This window comes from Jannaschia marina (assembly GCF_013404595.1).
Classification (GTDB): Bacteria; Pseudomonadota; Alphaproteobacteria; order Rhodobacterales; family Rhodobacteraceae; genus Jannaschia; species Jannaschia marina.
In genome coordinates this window covers 290,724-305,057 of the sequence record NZ_JABVAX010000002.1, presented here as the reverse complement: position 1 = coordinate 305,057, position 14,334 = coordinate 290,724, and the positions used below count along the sequence as shown (strand labels likewise).

Annotated in this window: 17 protein-coding genes; 9 read left to right on the top strand and 8 right to left on the bottom strand. The window is 67.3% G+C overall.

Translation table 11 applies throughout. The features are described 5' to 3' along the window. The first annotated feature begins 7 nt into the window (after window positions 1-7). Genes HSX43_RS05325 through rraA form a run of 4 tightly spaced genes read left to right on the top strand, consistent with a single transcriptional unit; the run spans window position 8 to window position 3,052 of the window. On the top strand, window positions 8-682 hold the full coding sequence (locus HSX43_RS05325) for an aspartate/glutamate racemase family protein (protein ID WP_179379057.1): 675 nt from the start codon (window positions 8-10) through the stop codon (window positions 680-682). Next, entirely contained in the window at window positions 676-1,935 is a 1,260-nt protein-coding gene (gene otnK, locus HSX43_RS05320) for a 3-oxo-tetronate kinase (RefSeq protein ID WP_179379056.1), read from the top strand. The genes HSX43_RS05325 and otnK overlap by 7 nt, the downstream gene beginning before the upstream one ends. Next, a complete protein-coding gene (otnC, locus tag HSX43_RS05315; RefSeq protein WP_328795064.1) occupies window positions 1,932-2,582 on the top strand; it encodes a 3-oxo-tetronate 4-phosphate decarboxylase in 651 nt (216 codons plus the stop codon). Before otnK ends, otnC begins: the two co-directional genes overlap by 4 nt. Next, complete coding sequence (gene rraA / locus HSX43_RS05310; protein WP_179379055.1) at window positions 2,579-3,052, top strand: ribonuclease E activity regulator RraA; 474 nt, start codon at window positions 2,579-2,581, stop codon at window positions 3,050-3,052. Before otnC ends, rraA begins: the two co-directional genes overlap by 4 nt. Here rraA and HSX43_RS05305 read toward each other — a convergent pair whose 3' ends face one another. From HSX43_RS05305 to mnmD, 4 genes are all read right to left on the bottom strand, one after another. Further along, window positions 3,053-3,433 carry a methylglyoxal synthase gene (locus HSX43_RS05305; protein WP_208454487.1) on the bottom strand — a complete coding sequence of 127 codons (381 nt, stop codon included), beginning with the start codon at window positions 3,431-3,433 and terminating at the stop codon, window positions 3,053-3,055. It abuts the gene before it with no gap. Beyond that, window positions 3,433-4,359, bottom strand: a complete 927-nt coding sequence (locus HSX43_RS05300) for a GntR family transcriptional regulator (protein WP_179379054.1) — start codon at window positions 4,357-4,359, stop codon at window positions 3,433-3,435. Before HSX43_RS05300 ends, HSX43_RS05305 begins: the two co-directional genes overlap by 1 nt. A 162-nt stretch (window positions 4,360-4,521) precedes the next feature. Next, complete coding sequence (locus tag HSX43_RS05295; protein ID WP_179379053.1) at window positions 4,522-5,382, bottom strand: DMT family transporter; 861 nt, start codon at window positions 5,380-5,382, stop codon at window positions 4,522-4,524. Then, window positions 5,379-6,032, bottom strand: a complete 654-nt coding sequence (gene mnmD / locus HSX43_RS05290) for a tRNA (5-methylaminomethyl-2-thiouridine)(34)-methyltransferase MnmD (RefSeq protein WP_179379052.1) — start codon at window positions 6,030-6,032, stop codon at window positions 5,379-5,381. Before mnmD ends, HSX43_RS05295 begins: the two co-directional genes overlap by 4 nt. A gap of 51 nt (window positions 6,033-6,083) precedes the next feature. Between mnmD and HSX43_RS05285 the strand changes: the two genes are divergently transcribed. The 3 genes from HSX43_RS05285 to arfB all read left to right on the top strand — a co-directional run bounded on the left by HSX43_RS05285 (window position 6,084) and on the right by arfB (window position 8,499). Next, window positions 6,084-7,118: an NAD(P)/FAD-dependent oxidoreductase gene (locus HSX43_RS05285; RefSeq protein ID WP_407929364.1), complete on the top strand. Its 1,035-nt coding sequence runs from the start codon at window positions 6,084-6,086 to the stop codon at window positions 7,116-7,118. Between the two features lie 58 nt (window positions 7,119-7,176). After that, window positions 7,177-7,779 (top strand): queuosine precursor transporter, encoded by a 603-nt coding sequence (locus HSX43_RS05280; RefSeq protein WP_179379050.1) that lies wholly within the window; start codon window positions 7,177-7,179, stop codon window positions 7,777-7,779. Window positions 7,780-8,079: 300 nt separating this feature from the next. Continuing rightward, window positions 8,080-8,499, top strand: a complete 420-nt coding sequence (gene arfB, locus HSX43_RS05275) for an alternative ribosome rescue aminoacyl-tRNA hydrolase ArfB (protein ID WP_179379049.1) — start codon at window positions 8,080-8,082, stop codon at window positions 8,497-8,499. A gap of 68 nt (window positions 8,500-8,567) precedes the next feature. On the opposite strand, the gene HSX43_RS05270 is transcribed toward arfB, so the two are convergent. The 3 genes from HSX43_RS05270 to HSX43_RS05260 form a co-directional block, all read right to left on the bottom strand. Continuing rightward, on the bottom strand, window positions 8,568-9,215 hold the full coding sequence (locus HSX43_RS05270; protein ID WP_179379048.1) for an NYN domain-containing protein: 648 nt from the start codon (window positions 9,213-9,215) through the stop codon (window positions 8,568-8,570). 727 nt (window positions 9,216-9,942) lie between these two features. Then, entirely contained in the window at window positions 9,943-11,235 is a 1,293-nt protein-coding gene (gene pncB / locus HSX43_RS05265) for a nicotinate phosphoribosyltransferase (protein ID WP_179379047.1), read from the bottom strand. Between the two features lie 66 nt (window positions 11,236-11,301). Then, complete coding sequence (locus HSX43_RS05260; RefSeq protein WP_179379046.1) at window positions 11,302-12,066, bottom strand: hypothetical protein; 765 nt, start codon at window positions 12,064-12,066, stop codon at window positions 11,302-11,304. A 140-nt stretch (window positions 12,067-12,206) separates the two neighbouring features. On the opposite strand from HSX43_RS05260, the gene HSX43_RS05255 reads away from it, so the two are divergent. Together HSX43_RS05255 and panC are read left to right on the top strand one after the other, a co-directional pair. Next, a complete protein-coding gene (locus tag HSX43_RS05255; protein ID WP_179379045.1) occupies window positions 12,207-12,938 on the top strand; it encodes a hypothetical protein in 732 nt (243 codons plus the stop codon). Between the two features lie 69 nt (window positions 12,939-13,007). Further along, window positions 13,008-13,856, top strand: coding sequence for a pantoate--beta-alanine ligase (gene panC / locus HSX43_RS05250; RefSeq protein WP_179379044.1), 849 nt, complete (start codon window positions 13,008-13,010; stop codon window positions 13,854-13,856). A gap of 7 nt (window positions 13,857-13,863) precedes the next feature. Here the strand turns inward: panC and HSX43_RS05245 are convergent, their stop codons facing one another. Next, window positions 13,864-14,328 carry a GNAT family N-acetyltransferase gene (locus tag HSX43_RS05245; protein ID WP_179379043.1) on the bottom strand — a complete coding sequence of 155 codons (465 nt, stop codon included), beginning with the start codon at window positions 14,326-14,328 and terminating at the stop codon, window positions 13,864-13,866. Window positions 14,329-14,334: the final 6 nt, after the last annotated feature.

Below are 14,334 nucleotides of genomic sequence, written 5' to 3'. Positions count from 1 at the left end.
GCAGGATATGACCCACCCCACGACACGGCTTGCGCTCATCCATGCGACACGTCTCGCCATCGACCCGGTCGAGGCGGCCGCGCAGGCGCTCTGGACCGAGGCCGAGACGATCTCCCTCCTCGACGAGAGTCTGGAGCTCGACCGCGAGCGTGCGGGCCGGATGACGCCTATGCTTCACGCCCGCATCCTCGGTCTCGCGGATCACGCCCGGGACTTCGGCGCTGACGGCATCCTCTTCACCTGCTCCGCCTTCGGCACCGCCGTCGAAGCGGCCGATGCCGCGCTCGGCGTGCCGGTCATGAAACCCAACGAGGCGATGTTCGCCGATGCCCTGGCCCATGGAGACCGGATCGCCATGCTCTACACATTCCCCCCGGCCCGCACGGGCATGGAGGCGGAGTTCGACGCCCTTGTCGCAGCCCGCGGTCGCTCCGCCCGGATCGAAAGCCATCTCTGCGACGGCGCGCTCGATGCAAAGCGCGCGGGCGACACGGCCCGCCACGACCGGTTGATCGCCGAGCGGGGTGCAATGCTGCAGGGCTATGACGCCATTCTGCTGGCGCAGTTCTCCATGGCGAGCGCCGCCGATGTTCTCCGCGCCCGCACCGGTACACCGGTCGAGACGAGCCCACGCTCCGCGATCCGGGAGATGCGCAAGCGCGTGGAGGGCGGCCGATGTTGATCGGGGTGATCGCAGACGATTTCACCGGCGCGAGCGATATCGCCAACACGCTCTCTAAGGGCCTGCCGGGATCGGGCGGCCTGCGCACGGCGCAGTTCTCGGGCCGCCCCGAAGAAGCGGCCGACCCGACGATCGAAGCGGGCGTCATCGCCCTCAAGAGCCGCACCGCACCGGTGGAGCAGGCCGTCGGCGATAGCCTCGCCGCGCTCGACTGGCTGCGCGCGCAGGGTTGCCGGCAGATCGTCTTCAAGATCTGCTCGACCTTCGACTCGACGCCGGCCGGCAACATCGGGCCCGTCGCCGATGCCCTCGCCGCGGAACTCGGGGCGGAAACGGTCGTGGTCTGCCCCGCCTTTCCGGCCGCCGGCCGCACGGTCTATCGGGGCCATCTCTTCGTTTTTGACCGGCTTCTGAGTGAGTCGGGGATGGAGACCCACCCCCTCACTCCGATGACCGACCCGGACCTGCGCCGCTGGCTTGCGCGGCAGACGGCAAGACCGGTCGGGCACCTGCCGCTCGAGCGCCTGGCGACCGACACCGCGCGGATCGACGCAGGCCCCGGCTATCTCGTCGCGGATGTCGTCAGCGAAGCGGACCTTGTGGCGCTCGGCCGGCGTCTCGTGAATGCGCCCCTTGTCGTCGGCGGGTCGGGCATCGCCATGGGCTTGCCGCAGAACCTGATCGACGCCGGGCTCGCACCCGGCCATACCCCCGAAGGCCATGCGATCGACGGCCCCGGAGCCATCCTCGCCGGCTCCTGCTCGGGCGCGACGCGCGGCCAGGTGGAGCGCCATGCGGCGAACCACCCGACCCATGCCATCGACGTGACCCGGGTCATGTCCGGCACCGAGGGCGCGGCGGAGCTGACGGCCTTCTTCGCGGCCCACGCAACGGAAGCCCCGCTCGCCTATTCCTCCGCGTCGCCGGCGGAGGTCGCCGCGCTGCAGGATCGGTTCGGCCGCGCCGAGGTTGCCGCGCGGCTCGACGCGCTCTTCGCCGAGACGGCGCGCCTGCTGCTCGATCGCGGCGTGCGCCGCCTCGTCGTCGCCGGCGGCGAGACCTCGGGGGCGGTCGCACAGGCGGTGACCGACCACCTCGGGGTCGGCGCGATGCGGATCGGACCGGAAATCGACCCGGGCGTCCCCATCCTGACCGTGGGCCACGCGCGGCCCGTCGGCCTCGCGCTCAAGTCGGGCAACTTCGGGTCGCCGGATTTCTTCGGGAAGGCGCTTCAGGCGATGGCGCGACCGTGACGGAGAAGGAGGCGCGCCTGCGCGCGGAGATGTCCCGCCTTTGCCGATCTCTCTTCGAGCGTGGGTTCAGCGTCGGGACGGCCGGCAACGTCTCGGCCCGTCTGGACGACGGGTTGCTGATCACGCCCACGAATTGCAGCCTGGGAGACATCGCCTCTGACCGGATCGCCAGGCTCGACGCGACCGGCCGGCATGTCGATGGCCCGCGTCCGAGCAAGGAGATCTTCCTGCACCGCGCGCTCTACGAGACGCGCCCCGGCACGGGTGCCGTCGTCCACCTCCATTCGACCTGGGCGACCGCCCTCTCCTGCCGGTCCGACCTCGACCCCGAGGACTGCCTGCCACCGCTCACTCCCTACGTCGTCATGCGCGTCGGCACGGTCGTGCGTGTGCCCTACGTCGCGCCGGGCGATCCGCGTGCGGGCACGTTGATCCGTGAGCTTCGGGGACGCGCGGCCGCCGTCCTGCTGGCCAACCACGGTCCGATCGTCGCGGGTGTCGACCTCGCCTCGGCCGTCGCTGCGGCGGAAGAGCTCGAGGAGACCGCAAAACTCGCGTTCATCCTGCGCGGGATGCCCGTCGACACGCTCACCGCCGCCGATGTCACGACGCTCGAAACCGCCTATCGGGGGATGAAACCGGGATGAAGACCGCCGACCTGATCGACAGTCACGCCGGGGGCCTGTCCCTGCTGCACCTGCCCTTCCGCCTGTTTGGAAGCACCCGCGCCATCGCCGCCCCGATCCAGACGGTAAAATGCTTCGAGGACAATTCCGTCCTGCGCGCGGAGCTCGAACAGCCCGGGGAGGGCCGCGCGCTGGTCGTGGACGGCGGCGGCTCGACGCGCGTGGCGCTCCTCGGCGATCTTCTGGCCGCCCGGGCGATCCGGAACGGGTGGACCGCCGTCATCGTCGCCGGGGCGATCCGCGACAGCGCCGAGATCGAGGCGATGGACCTGATGGTCGCCGCCCTGGGCACCTCTCCGGTCAAGAGCGCCAAGGCCGGATGGGGCACCCTCGGCGTGCCGCTCGAGATCGGGGGCGCGCGACTGCGGCCGGGACAGTGGATCTACGCCGATGCCGACGGACTTCTCACGAGCCCCGAACAACTGACCTGATCATGCGCCGCCGGCGAAGAGCCGGGTCGCGGTCGCCTCGTTGGTGGCGAGAAGGGTGTCGTAGTGGATCCCGAGCCGAAGCAGCGACTTGACGTCGACGTCATGCGGCATCGCCGTGAGCGGGTCGATGAAGAAGACGAGCGCGTCGAGCCGGCCCTCCGCGATCATCGCCCCGATCTGTGCGTCGCCGCCGAGAGGCCCGCTCTTGAGCGCCGTGATTTCGAGCCCGGTTGCCTCGACCAACCGTCCGCCCGTCGTCCCCGTCGCGAAGAGCTGCAACTGCGACAGCCGTCCGACATGGCGCTTGGCCCAATCGACCATCTGATCCTTCTTACCGTCATGCGCGACAAGGGCGAGGCTGCGGATCGTCGGGATCTCCATCAGTCAGCCCCGGCACGCGTCACGTCGCCCTGGGCTTCGGCCCAGTTCCAGGCAAGCGGCGACTTCCGCTTGAGCGCCCCGCTGAGATGCTGGCGCATCCGATAGGAGGCATCGGCGACCTCGCCACGCTCGAGCAGCGTCAGGATCTCGAGATGCTCGGTGCATTGCTCCACCAGACGATCGACGTTGATCTTTGCGCGATACTCCATCAGCCGCCGCATCTGGTTCACCCGCTGCAGCGCCATCAGGAAGAAGGGGTTGCCCGAGAGCCGGATCAGTTCCTCGTGGAAGAGCGCGCCGTTGGCCAGCAGCGACTCGGGCGGCACGCGCGCATGGTCCATATCGAGCATCCCTTCCTGGATCCGGCGCTGCTCGCCCAGAACCTTGCGGTCGAGGCGGAAGGTCGGCTCCAGCATCGCCACTGGCTCGATGGCGAGGCGGAAGCGATAGATCTTGTCGAAGGCCTCGGGCGTCTTGGCGACCGGAAGGAAGCGCCAGCCATAGCCCGTCTTGCGTTCCGCCCATCCCTCGCGCGCGGCACGGGTCAGAAGCTCGACCACTTTCGCTTTTGTCCAGCCATAGCGATCCCGCAACGCCTGCTCCGTCACCTCGACGGGCAGCAGATCGGTCAGCCAGTCTTCGGCCATGCGCTGGTAATCGTCCGCGCCACCCGCGGCGTGATCCTCGAGCAGATCCGACAGATGGCCCGGCAGCGTGTCGGGCACGAAATAACCGCGGTTGACGCGTCGGACGAGCAGGCCGTCGCGCTCCAGCGCCTCCAGCGCCTCCCGCACGGGCGTGCGCGAGACATCGTAGCGATCCGCGATCTGCTGCGCCGCGATATGCTCGCCGCAGGCAAGCGTGCCGTTGGCGATATCCTCGATCAGACGGTGCGAGATCCGCTTCGACAGGTCGCTCGTTCGCATCGGTCCCTCCGGTTTGGCACCATTTCCGACAGGCGGATCGGAAAATTGCACATTTTTCTCAAATTTCACCGCAAGAATAGGTTTTCGATGATCCATAGGTCAATCCGGATCGTCCCCCCGACCCGAAACTCCGATTGTACCTGGGGGCCGTCGGCCTCGCCGCTAGGAGCTCACGCGGGCCCGCCAGAGTGTGAAGAGGCCCGCAGCCATGACGATGCAGGCCCCGAGAATGACGTGCACCTCGAGCGTCTCGTCGAAGACACTCACGCCGATGAGCGAGGCGAAGACGAGTTGCAGATAGGCGAAAGGCTGAACGACGCTTGCCTCCGCCACCTCGTAGCAACGGATCAGCAGGTAGTGACCGAGCGCGCCGGACACGCAAAGCGCCGCCATCCAGCCCCAATCGCCTGCCGTCATCGGTTCCCAGAACCAGACCCCGACCAATGTGATCGCCGCCGCGCCGACCGTACCCGTCCAGAAAAAGGAGGTCGCCGCGCTGTCGCGGCGGGCCGCATACCGCGTCAGAAGACCGTAGAGCGCGAACATGAAGGCCGCCGTCAGCGGCACGAGGGCCGCGGGCGTAAAGACCCCTGCCCCGGGCTGCAGGATGACGAGCACGCCGACGAAACCCACAGCGATCGCCACCCACCGCCGCCAGCCCACGCGTTCGCCCAGGACGGGGCCCGACAGCATCGCCACCAGAAGCGGGTAGGCCGCGAAGATCGCGTGGCTCTCGACGAGGCCCAGAAGCACGAAACCGGCGACCATCACACAGATTTCCGCCACGAGGAGCAGTCCGCGAAACCCCTGCAGCCAGGGCTGGGAGGTTGCGGCCGCCGCCCGCAGCCCGCCCGCCTGTCGCGCGGCGAGAGCGACGACGAAAGCGGCGAAGAACCAGTACCGGATCATCACCACCATCAGCACGTTGTATTCGCCCGCGAGGTGACGGGAGAAGCCGTCCTGAACCGCGAAGACGAAGGTCGTCGCTACCATAAGCCAGATGCCGAGCCGGTCGCCGCTCATGCCAGCACCCCGCGGCTCATGTGACGTTTGCGCCCGTAACCAGGCACGCGCCGCACGGTGAACCCCGCCTCGGCCAGCGCCCGTCGCACATGGCCGGCGGCCGTGTAGGTGGCGAATGTCCCCCGAGGCGCCGTGTGGCGCGCGACCTCGACCATCAGGCATGGCTCCCACATCTCGGGGTTCTTCGCGGGCGCGAACCCGTCGAGGAACCACGCGTCGGCGCGGCCCGTCCAGACCGGCAGCGTCTCGCGAACGTCGCCCCGGACGACCTCGAGGTCCACGCCCGGCAGGGCGATCCGGTCGGACGGCCATTGGTCGAGCAGCGCATTCGCGTCGATTTCCGGGAATGCGGCGAGTGCCCGCGCCATGTCGTCCAGCGCCATGGGATAGGCCTCGAAGGCTGTGTAGCGCAGACGCCCGGCCCCTCGCCACGCCGCCGCCGTCACCAGCGCGTTGAGGCCCGTGCCGAACCCCAGCTCCGCGATGTGGAACCCCGCGCAGAGACGCGCCGGCAGGTCGTTGCCCGCCAGAAAGGTATGCCGCGTCTCCTCCGGTCCGGAGGCAAGGCTGAAATAGGGATCGTCGAACCGCGTCGCGATCGGCGTGCCGTCGCGCCAGTCGAGCGTGGGAGAGAGGTTTTCGTCGGACATCGGCTGGCCTATGCGTCGAGGCGACTGGATACGAAAGGAACGGGCTTGGCAATCGAGGCGACGATCTACGGCGCAGGCGTCTTCGGCCTCGGGTGCGCCTTCGCCCTCGCCCGGCGCGGTGCCCGCGTTCGGGTGATCGACCCGAAGGGCGTTGCCGCCGGGGCCTCGGGCGGCATCGTCGGGGCCCTTGCGCCCCACGTGCCGGAGCAGTGGAACGAAAAGAAGGCCTTTCAACTCGACAGCCTCCTGATGGCCGAAGACTGGTGGCAGGCCGTGTCCGACCTCGGTGGCACCGACCCGGGCTACGCCCGAACGGGCCGCCTGCAACCGATCCCCGACGCCGACACGCGGACGCGGGCCCTCGACCGGGCGGACGGGGCCGCGGCGCTCTGGCGCGGCGCGGCGACCTGGACGGTCGAGCCGGCCCCCGCCGGCTGGTCCCCCGGTACGACGGAAGTCATCCGCGACACGCTCTCCGCCCGCATCCACCCGCGCCGCGCCTGTGCCGCCCTCGCCGCCGCGGTCCGCGCGCTCGGCGGACAGATCGTGCCCGATGCGCACTCGGAGGGCCTCGTGCTCCACGCGACCGGCTGGCAGGGCCTCGCCGCGCTGCGCGACGCCCGTGATCGGCCCGCCGGCAACGGCGTGAAGGGACAGGCCGCGCTCCTGCGGCTCGACCGGCGCGACGCGCCGCAACTCTATGTCGATGGCCTCCACATCGTGCCCCACGGCGACGGCACGGTCGCGCTCGGCTCGACTTCGGAGCGCGACTTCGACCATGCCGAACCCGACGTCCAACTCGACGCCATCCTCGCCCGCGCCTGCGCCGCCGTGCCCGAGCTTGCCGGTGCCGAGGTCATCGACCGCTGGGCCGGCATCCGCCCGCGCGCCCGCTCCCGCGCGCCGCTCCTCGGGGTCTGGCCGGGGCGGCAGGGGCACTTCATTGCGAATGGGGGCTTCAAGATCGGGTTCGGCATGGCCCCCAAGGTGGCGGAGGTCATGGCGGAGCTGATGCTCGACGGGCGCGACGCGATCCCCGAGGCCTTTGCCACGCATGGGCTTGCGCCCTGGACGCGAGGGGTCTAGGGGGCGGGTCTGCCTTCGGGCCATGTCTCCGACCACCATGCCAAAACGGGTTACAGAAATGCGCATCCTTCCCGCCGTCCTCGCGATGGCCCTCATCGTCGTCGCCGCGAACGTCGGCGTGCAGTTCATCATCGCCGACGGCTGGCTGACCTGGGGGGCCTTCACATACCCGCTCGCCTTCCTCGTCACCGACGTCTCGAACCGGCTCTATGGCCCTGAAAAAGCTCGGAAAGTCGTCTTCGCGGGCTTCGTCGTGGGCATCGGCTGCTCGCTTGTCGGGACGCAGGTGATGACGGAGTTCGGGCCGGCGGTGACGCTGCGCATCGCGATCGCGTCGGGCATCGCCTTTCTGACCGCGCAACTCCTTGACCTCGCGATCTTTTCCCGGCTCCGCGACCGCGACTGGTGGGTCGCGCCCTTCACCTCCTCAGTGGTGGGGTCGGTCGTCGATACCGCGCTCTTCTTCACCATCGCATTCGCCGGTTTCCTTGCCTTTCCAAACACTTGGGGCGACGTCTCCTGGGCGCAGGAGGCCACGGCCGTCGGGCCGCTCTGGGTGGGCCTCGCGCTGGCGGACTGGGCGGTGAAGCTCTCCATCGCGCTGCTGGCGCTGATACCCTTCCGTGTCATCACCGTGAAATTCGCACAACGGGTTGCGTAAAGGGGCTTGACCCACACCACATCTGTGCCAACCTCCTACGTAGTGCAACTCATCGAAAGGAGGTGATCCAGTGTCGAGAAAGATGGTGGAGAAGATGGTCGGGACAACTTCGGAGGTCCGCATCTAGGGCAGCCCTTGGATGTGAAATCCCGGAGTTGATGCGTCTAACCGACCTCACCTCCTGAGCCTTTCGGAAGGTCGCCCCGGTTGCACGGGGCGGCCTTCTTTCTTGGAGTTTGAACGTTTTGTACAAGCGCCAGACCCCCCTTTGAACGTTTTGTACAAAACTCCGGAGCCCCCATGCCCCTGCGCATCACCCCAGAGATCGAGCTTCAGGACTGGGAGATGACCGAGACCTTCGTGCGCGCGTCGGGCCCCGGCGGGCAGAACGTGAACAAGGTGGCGAGCGCGGTGGAACTGCGCTTCGAGGCCGAACGCTCCCCCGCCCTGCCCGGCCCGGTCAAGGCGCGGCTCCGGCGGCTGGCCGGGCGGCGGTGGACGAAGGAGGGGGCGGTGGTGATCCAGGTCTCCGAGGAGCGGTCACAGGCAAGGAACCGCGAGATCGCGCGGGAGCGGCTCGTCGCTCTGGTACGGGCCGCGACGGTGAAGCCGAAAAAGCGGGTGAAGACGCGGGTGTCGGCGAACCAGAAGCGCAAGCGGCTGGAGGCGAAGCGGCGGCGGGGGGAGGTGAAGGCGCTCAGAGGTGGGGTGGAGGAGTAGGGTTGGGTGGTTTCTAGGCCCCATTAGCTATGTTGGGCGATGCGTGCCCAGCATGCTCCCTACGCCTGTTAGGATGAGTCATCCCATTCGCGTGGCCGAGTCACATGACGACCATTTTCTTTTACAACATTTTGTGGAAACTGACACTCCGCAAGATGATGAGACCTGATGTGCGTGACGACGCTCGCCGCCTCTCGTAGTTTCCCTGCAAGAGGTGCGGATTGCCCTCCCCGCTCCGGAACCGGCGGAACAAGCACAACTTCCTTGCAAAGCTCTTCTTTCACAAGGCGAACAGCTTCAGTCAGATCAGAGTCGTTGCTTACGACGTAAGCGCGATCAAATTCGTCTTGGTATCCGTGATGAAGCAGATGGACGGCTAGCTTGACATCACTTTCTTTTTCTTGGGCAACCCAAGCCTCCACTAGCTCCGGAAGTGGCTCATTCCAAGAATACCCTTCTGGTCGCGCGCCTGGGTATCCAGTAGGTTTAACCCATCTCTCTTTTATCGCGAACTTACCAACATGAAGCCGCAGCTGCGGCTCAAGGGTTCGCAAAGCTTGGAGATAGAGTGCCTGTCGCTGTTGACCTTCGAGATCGATCTTACCTGACACGTGTGCAGTGTACATTTCGACACCGACGACCGCTTCACCATGCTGAACAAGACTTTCCGCAAGTCTAACCGGATTCAGCCAACGATGATGTCGCTCGCGCTGCAAGCGACCTCGGTAAAGGTTAAACCCGTCGATATAAAACTTACATCTCTTCATAGACTGCGGGCCGCGAGGTTTCCCTCGCGACCCGCACACTGAACAGCCAAGCTGCCAGTACTTTCGAGATCAGAGGTAGTGACGATTACAAAGACGGTCAAACAATATCTACGGCGAGCCTGCTCGCAGCGCAAGAGATCTAATCAAAATTGTTGGGTCGATGTACAAGGAACGCGTTCCGCGTTCCTTGTACATCGACCCATATCCACTCTGTCAAGAAAAAAATCTTCTATGTATGGATATTGGGACTGTCATTTGGCATGTTTGTTGCAGACAGGATTTTTGCAACAAGAAAGATCACGTCAGTGAGCTACGAACAAGACCTACTGAGTGAGATCGGCAAGGTCGATGAAATGATCGACAAGCTAGTTGCTGAGCGAGAAACGCTTTACAGGCTGTTAGCCAGACTGAGGAGCACAAAGCTCGGATCGAGTGAGAACAGCGTTCTGCGGTCTTCAAGTATCGAGCGCCTTACTGTGGAATACACAATAAAAACAATCTTGTCTGAGAGCAGCCGCCCAAAAAAAGTCAGTGAACTCGAAGGGTTAGTTATGAAACGGCACCCCGGCCTTAAGCCAACGACTTTTCGGAGTCATCTTCATCGAATGAAACAACGTGGACAGATCGAGCAACCAAATGGTCGCCGCGGCTATTGGCGCATTTCGAATAGAGCCCCCTAAACCACCACCTCCATCTCCCGCTGGCTCCCCACCCCGAACACCCGCTTGTACCGCGCGACCTCCCCCTCCGGCCCCATCGCCTTGCGGGGGTTGTCGGAGAGCTTCACCGTCGGGCGTCCGTCCGCCTCGACCGCCTTGCACACGAGCGAGAACGGGGCGAGGGCGTCGTCGGCCACCAGCCCCCGGAAGTCGTTCGTCAGGAGCGTGCCCCAGCCGAAGGAGGTGCGGACGCGGCCGTGGAACTGGCGGTGGAGTTCCTCGATCTTCTCCACGTCGAGCCCGTCGGAGAAGATGATGAGCTTCCCGGTCGGGTCCTCCCCGCGCGCCTGCCACCAGCGGATCGCCGTCTCGGCCCCCGTGGCCGGGTCGCCGGAATCGATACGGATGCCCGTCCACCCGGCCAGCCAGTCGGGCGCATTCGCGAGGAAGCCCTCGGAGCCGTAGGTGTCGGGCAGGATGATGCGCAGGTTGCCCTCGTGCTCCTCGTGCCAGTCGGCCAGCACGTCGTAGGGAGCCTGCGCCAGCGCGGCGTCGCCCTCGGCCAGCGCGGAGTAGACCATGGGGAGTTCGTGGGCGTTGGTGCCGATGGCCTCCAGGTCGCGGTTCTTGGCGATGAGGCAGTTGGAGGTGCCGGCAAAGTTGTCGCCGAGGCCCTCGCGGAGCGCCTGCACGCACCAGTCCTGCCAGAGGAAGGAATGGCGGCGGCGGGTGCCGAAGTCGGCGAGGCGGAGGTCATCGAGCCCGCGCAGGCGCTCCACCTTCTCCCAGACGCGGGTCATGGCGCGGGCGTAGAGCACCTGCAGCTCGAACCGGCCCATGTCGCGGAGGACGGCGCGGGAGCGGAGCTCCATCAGGATGGCGAGCGCCGGGATCTCCCAGAGCATGACCTCGGGCCAGCTGCCCTCGAAGGTGAGCTCGTACTGGTCGCCCACGCGCTGCAGGTCGTAGGGCGGCAGGCAGAGGTTTTCGAACCACTCCATGAAGTCGGGGCGGAACATCTGGCGCTTGCCGTAGAAGGTGTTGCCGCGGAGCCATGTGCTCTCGCCGCGGGAGAGGGAGAGGGTGCGCACGTGGTCGAGCTGCTCGCGCAACTCGCCCTCGTCGATGAGATGGGCGAGGGGCACGTGGGTGGAGCGGTTGATGAGGCTGAAGCGGACCTGCGTGTCGGGGCGGTTGCGGAAGACCGACTGGCACATCAGGAGCTTGTAGAAATCGGTGTCGATGAGCGAGCGGACGATCGGGTCGATCTTCCACTTGTGGTTCCAGACGCGGGTGGCGATGTCGATCATGGGTCGTCCCTTGCCGTGCTGACACAGGGTTACGGGGCGGGCCCGGTCTTGTCGAGCGATGGGCCGTCAGTCGGTGTAGCGCAGCAGGAGCGTGTCCTGCCCGGCCAGCGCCCGGCGCAGCGCCGGGAGGTCCGGATCGGCGTAGAGCGGCGCGACGGCGCGCAGGAGAGCCTCGGTGTCATGGGTGCCCGAAAGGCGGAACATCAGGTAGGACGCGCCGACGCCCTGCAGCGCGGCCCCCATCGGCTCCAGCATCTGCGCAACGCCGTGCGCTACGGGGGGTGACCAGTCGCCGGAGAAATAGCCGTTCGGGAAGGCCGCCAGCGCGCCGGCGGCAGCCTTCACCGGGACGGCCTGGATGACCGAGGCCGTGTCCCGCAGCGCGGCCGGGTCGGCGTTTGCGGCGTCCAACGACAGGCCGGTGTTGGGGCAGGTCCAGGCCAGCTTGCCGACGCTGCGTCCGGCAGCGTCCCGCCGGGCCCTGCGCAGGTTGGCGAGGCGGAGCGGAAATTCCTCGGGGTGGAGGAACTGGCCGATGTGCGCCCCGTCCTCGAAGGCCGCGGACGGCAGGCCGGAGAGGTCGTGGCCGTCGGGGCTGTCGAGGTCGTGGCTCAGCACCGCGTGGTAGCTGGTGTAGAGCGCCTGCCCCAGGTCGTCGAAGGACGCGAGCGCGCGGGTGCCGGGCTGAAGCGTTTCCACCGCGTCGCAGGCCAGTAGGAAATCGACAAAGCTGTCGCCGCAATGGACCCAGGCCGGGCAGAGGAGCGTCATGCGCTGGCCAAGGGGGTCTTCGCGCAGGGGGACGAGGGGGGCGGATGGCGTTTCGGTCATGCTCCGAGCCTGCCGGCAGATGGCACCGATGGCCACCCGCCTCGGGGACGCGGCCATTCGATTTCCCCGGATCGGTCCCCGTTTCGTCGCTTTCCGACCCGACACTTCGCGAAACAGAGATTGCAAACCGGAGCCGCGAGATGAAGCCGCTGAATTACCACGTCGATGTCCATTACCTCATGCCGCGCGAGATGTTCGCCGACCCGAAGCAAGCCCAGACGCTGAAGCTGGCTGGGATCGAGGCGGAGGCGGTCGGCAACACGGTGCTGCTGTTCCGTGATCCCGCCACGCTGGAGGCCGCGCAGGCCGCGCCCGAATGGCTGCGCACGGCGATGTTGGATGCAGGCTTCGGTTTGAACCTGTCGGGACAGACCGGGCCAATCGAGCAATTCGACAAACTGGAAGATCGGCATCGGATGAAGAAGTTCACGAAGCTGCTGGACGCCGTCAAGGCGCATCCGATGGGCTGGAGCCGTTTCGAGGGCGGGTTCGACACCCGTCTCCTCTGGGCCCACGAGAGCCGGATGCAGGCGCTGGCCGGGATGAAGCAGGGCGACGGCGAAAACATCACCGGCGTCTGCCTGGACCTCGCGCAGGCGCTGGAGAAAAAGGCCGGCCTGCCGTCGCCCACTTGGCCCACCGTCGAGGACGCGCGGCGCGGGCAGCAGGCGGATGCGGAGCGGATCGTGCGCGCCACCGGACCCAAGCCCCGCGTCTCCCGGAACCGGCGGAGATCGGCCCGGACGGCGCTGCCGATGAGGCTGGTCCTGGCCGTCGCGCTGTTGGGCCTGCCGATCTACGGGCCATATCTGACCGACGTCGGCCCGCTCGCCGCGCTCTTCGGCGGGGAGATCATCGCCGCCGGACGCTGACCCTCCGCCGCGTCCACGTTGCGACGGGGCGCGCCTGCGCCTATGCCACGCGCAGCGGAGGAGACGGCCATGAAGATCTGTCGAACGGTCGAGGAGATGCGGGCAGCCTGTCGGCGGCTCAGGGCGGAGGGCACGCTCGGCTTCGTGCCGACGATGGGCGGGCTGCACGCGGGGCATATGTCGCTCGTCTCGGCGGCGCGGGCGGGATGCGACGCGGTGGCGGCCTCGGTCTTCGTCAACCCGATGCAGTTCGAGAACCCCGACGACCTTTCGAGCTATCCGGCCGACACCGACCGCGATCTCGCCATGCTGCGCGAGGCCGGGGTGGCCGTCGTCTTCCTGCCCGACGTGGCGGACATCTACCCCGAGGGGGCCGAGACGATCGTGGAGACGACGCGGCTGGCCAACATGCTGCATGGCGAGGTGCGGCCGGGGCACTTTCGCGGCGTGACGACGGTGGTGGCGAAGCTCTTCAACGTGGTTGCCCCCGACGTCGCCTACTTCGGCAAGAAGGACTATCAGCAACTCGCCGTGATCCGGCAGATGGTGCGTGATCTGCACTTCGGGATCGGCATCAAGGGCGTGGAGACCGTGCGGGAGACGGACGGACTTGCCATGTCGTCCCGGAACGTGCGGCTCGGCCCCGAGGCGCGGGCGGCGGCCCCGGTTCTGCGCGCAGCGCTCCGCGCGGCGGCGGCGGCCCTTCACCGGGGCGGCACAGTCGCAGCGGCGCGGGAAGCGGTGCACGCCTGCGTCGAGGCGGAACCGCTGGCCCGGCTCGAAGGGTTCGACGTCGTGGATCGGGCGAGCTTCGCGCCGGTCTCGGGCGTGCCCGGAGGACCGGTCGGCATGATGATCTCGGCCGAGGTCGGCGGTGTTCTGCTGCTCGACCAGATGGAGGTCGGGGCGGCCGTTTGAGGCGGCGTTAGCCCGTCAGGTCGAAGCGCTTCGCGGTCGCCGTGCCGTCGGTGCGCCAGCTGCGGAACCCCATCGCCTCGTAGTAGCCCATCCCCTCGGCATTCGCGGTCTGGATATAGGCATCGAGGCTCGGCACGCCGGCGGCCCGGGCGGCCGACAGCGTTTCATCGAAGAGGGCCCGGCCCACGCCCCGGCGCGCGGCCCACGGGGCGACATGGGTGCCGATGATACCCCAGCCGGCGGGCGTGCCGTAGGGGTTGTCCGAACGCGCACGGGAGAGGACCTGGATCCCGAGGAGCCGTCCGTCGTCGTCGAGGGCGAGCGTCGTGCGGATGCCGTCGGTGTTCGCGACATAGGCGTCGCGCACGAACTCCGGATCGGAGGGGCGGGTGCGCTTGCCGGCGTCGGTGAGCGCCTGGAGCATCTCGACGATCTGTTCGATATGCGCCGGGATGGCTTCGACGAGTTTCATGGCAAC

Coding starts and splice junctions, on each gene's coding strand:
- HSX43_RS05295 (WP_179379053.1), bottom strand. CDS start 5,382: ATGAGCGGCGACCGGCTCGGCATCTGGCTTATGGTAGCGACGACCTTC.
- HSX43_RS05305 (WP_208454487.1), bottom strand. CDS start 3,433: ATGGAGATCCCGACGATCCGCAGCCTCGCCCTTGTCGCGCATGACGGT.
- HSX43_RS05325 (WP_179379057.1), top strand. CDS start 8: ATGACCCACCCCACGACACGGCTTGCGCTCATCCATGCGACACGTCTC.
- rraA (WP_179379055.1), top strand. CDS start 2,579: ATGAAGACCGCCGACCTGATCGACAGTCACGCCGGGGGCCTGTCCCTG.
- HSX43_RS05245 (WP_179379043.1), bottom strand. CDS start 14,328: ATGAAACTCGTCGAAGCCATCCCGGCGCATATCGAACAGATCGTCGAG.
- HSX43_RS05300 (WP_179379054.1), bottom strand. CDS start 4,359: ATGCGAACGAGCGACCTGTCGAAGCGGATCTCGCACCGTCTGATCGAG.
- HSX43_RS05260 (WP_179379046.1), bottom strand. CDS start 12,066: ATGACCGAAACGCCATCCGCCCCCCTCGTCCCCCTGCGCGAAGACCCC.
- HSX43_RS05280 (WP_179379050.1), top strand. CDS start 7,177: ATGCGCATCCTTCCCGCCGTCCTCGCGATGGCCCTCATCGTCGTCGCC.
- otnK (WP_179379056.1), top strand. CDS start 676: ATGTTGATCGGGGTGATCGCAGACGATTTCACCGGCGCGAGCGATATC.
- arfB (WP_179379049.1), top strand. CDS start 8,080: ATGCCCCTGCGCATCACCCCAGAGATCGAGCTTCAGGACTGGGAGATG.
- panC (WP_179379044.1), top strand. CDS start 13,008: ATGAAGATCTGTCGAACGGTCGAGGAGATGCGGGCAGCCTGTCGGCGG.
- HSX43_RS05255 (WP_179379045.1), top strand. CDS start 12,207: ATGAAGCCGCTGAATTACCACGTCGATGTCCATTACCTCATGCCGCGC.
- mnmD (WP_179379052.1), bottom strand. CDS start 6,032: ATGTCCGACGAAAACCTCTCTCCCACGCTCGACTGGCGCGACGGCACG.
- pncB (WP_179379047.1), bottom strand. CDS start 11,235: ATGATCGACATCGCCACCCGCGTCTGGAACCACAAGTGGAAGATCGAC.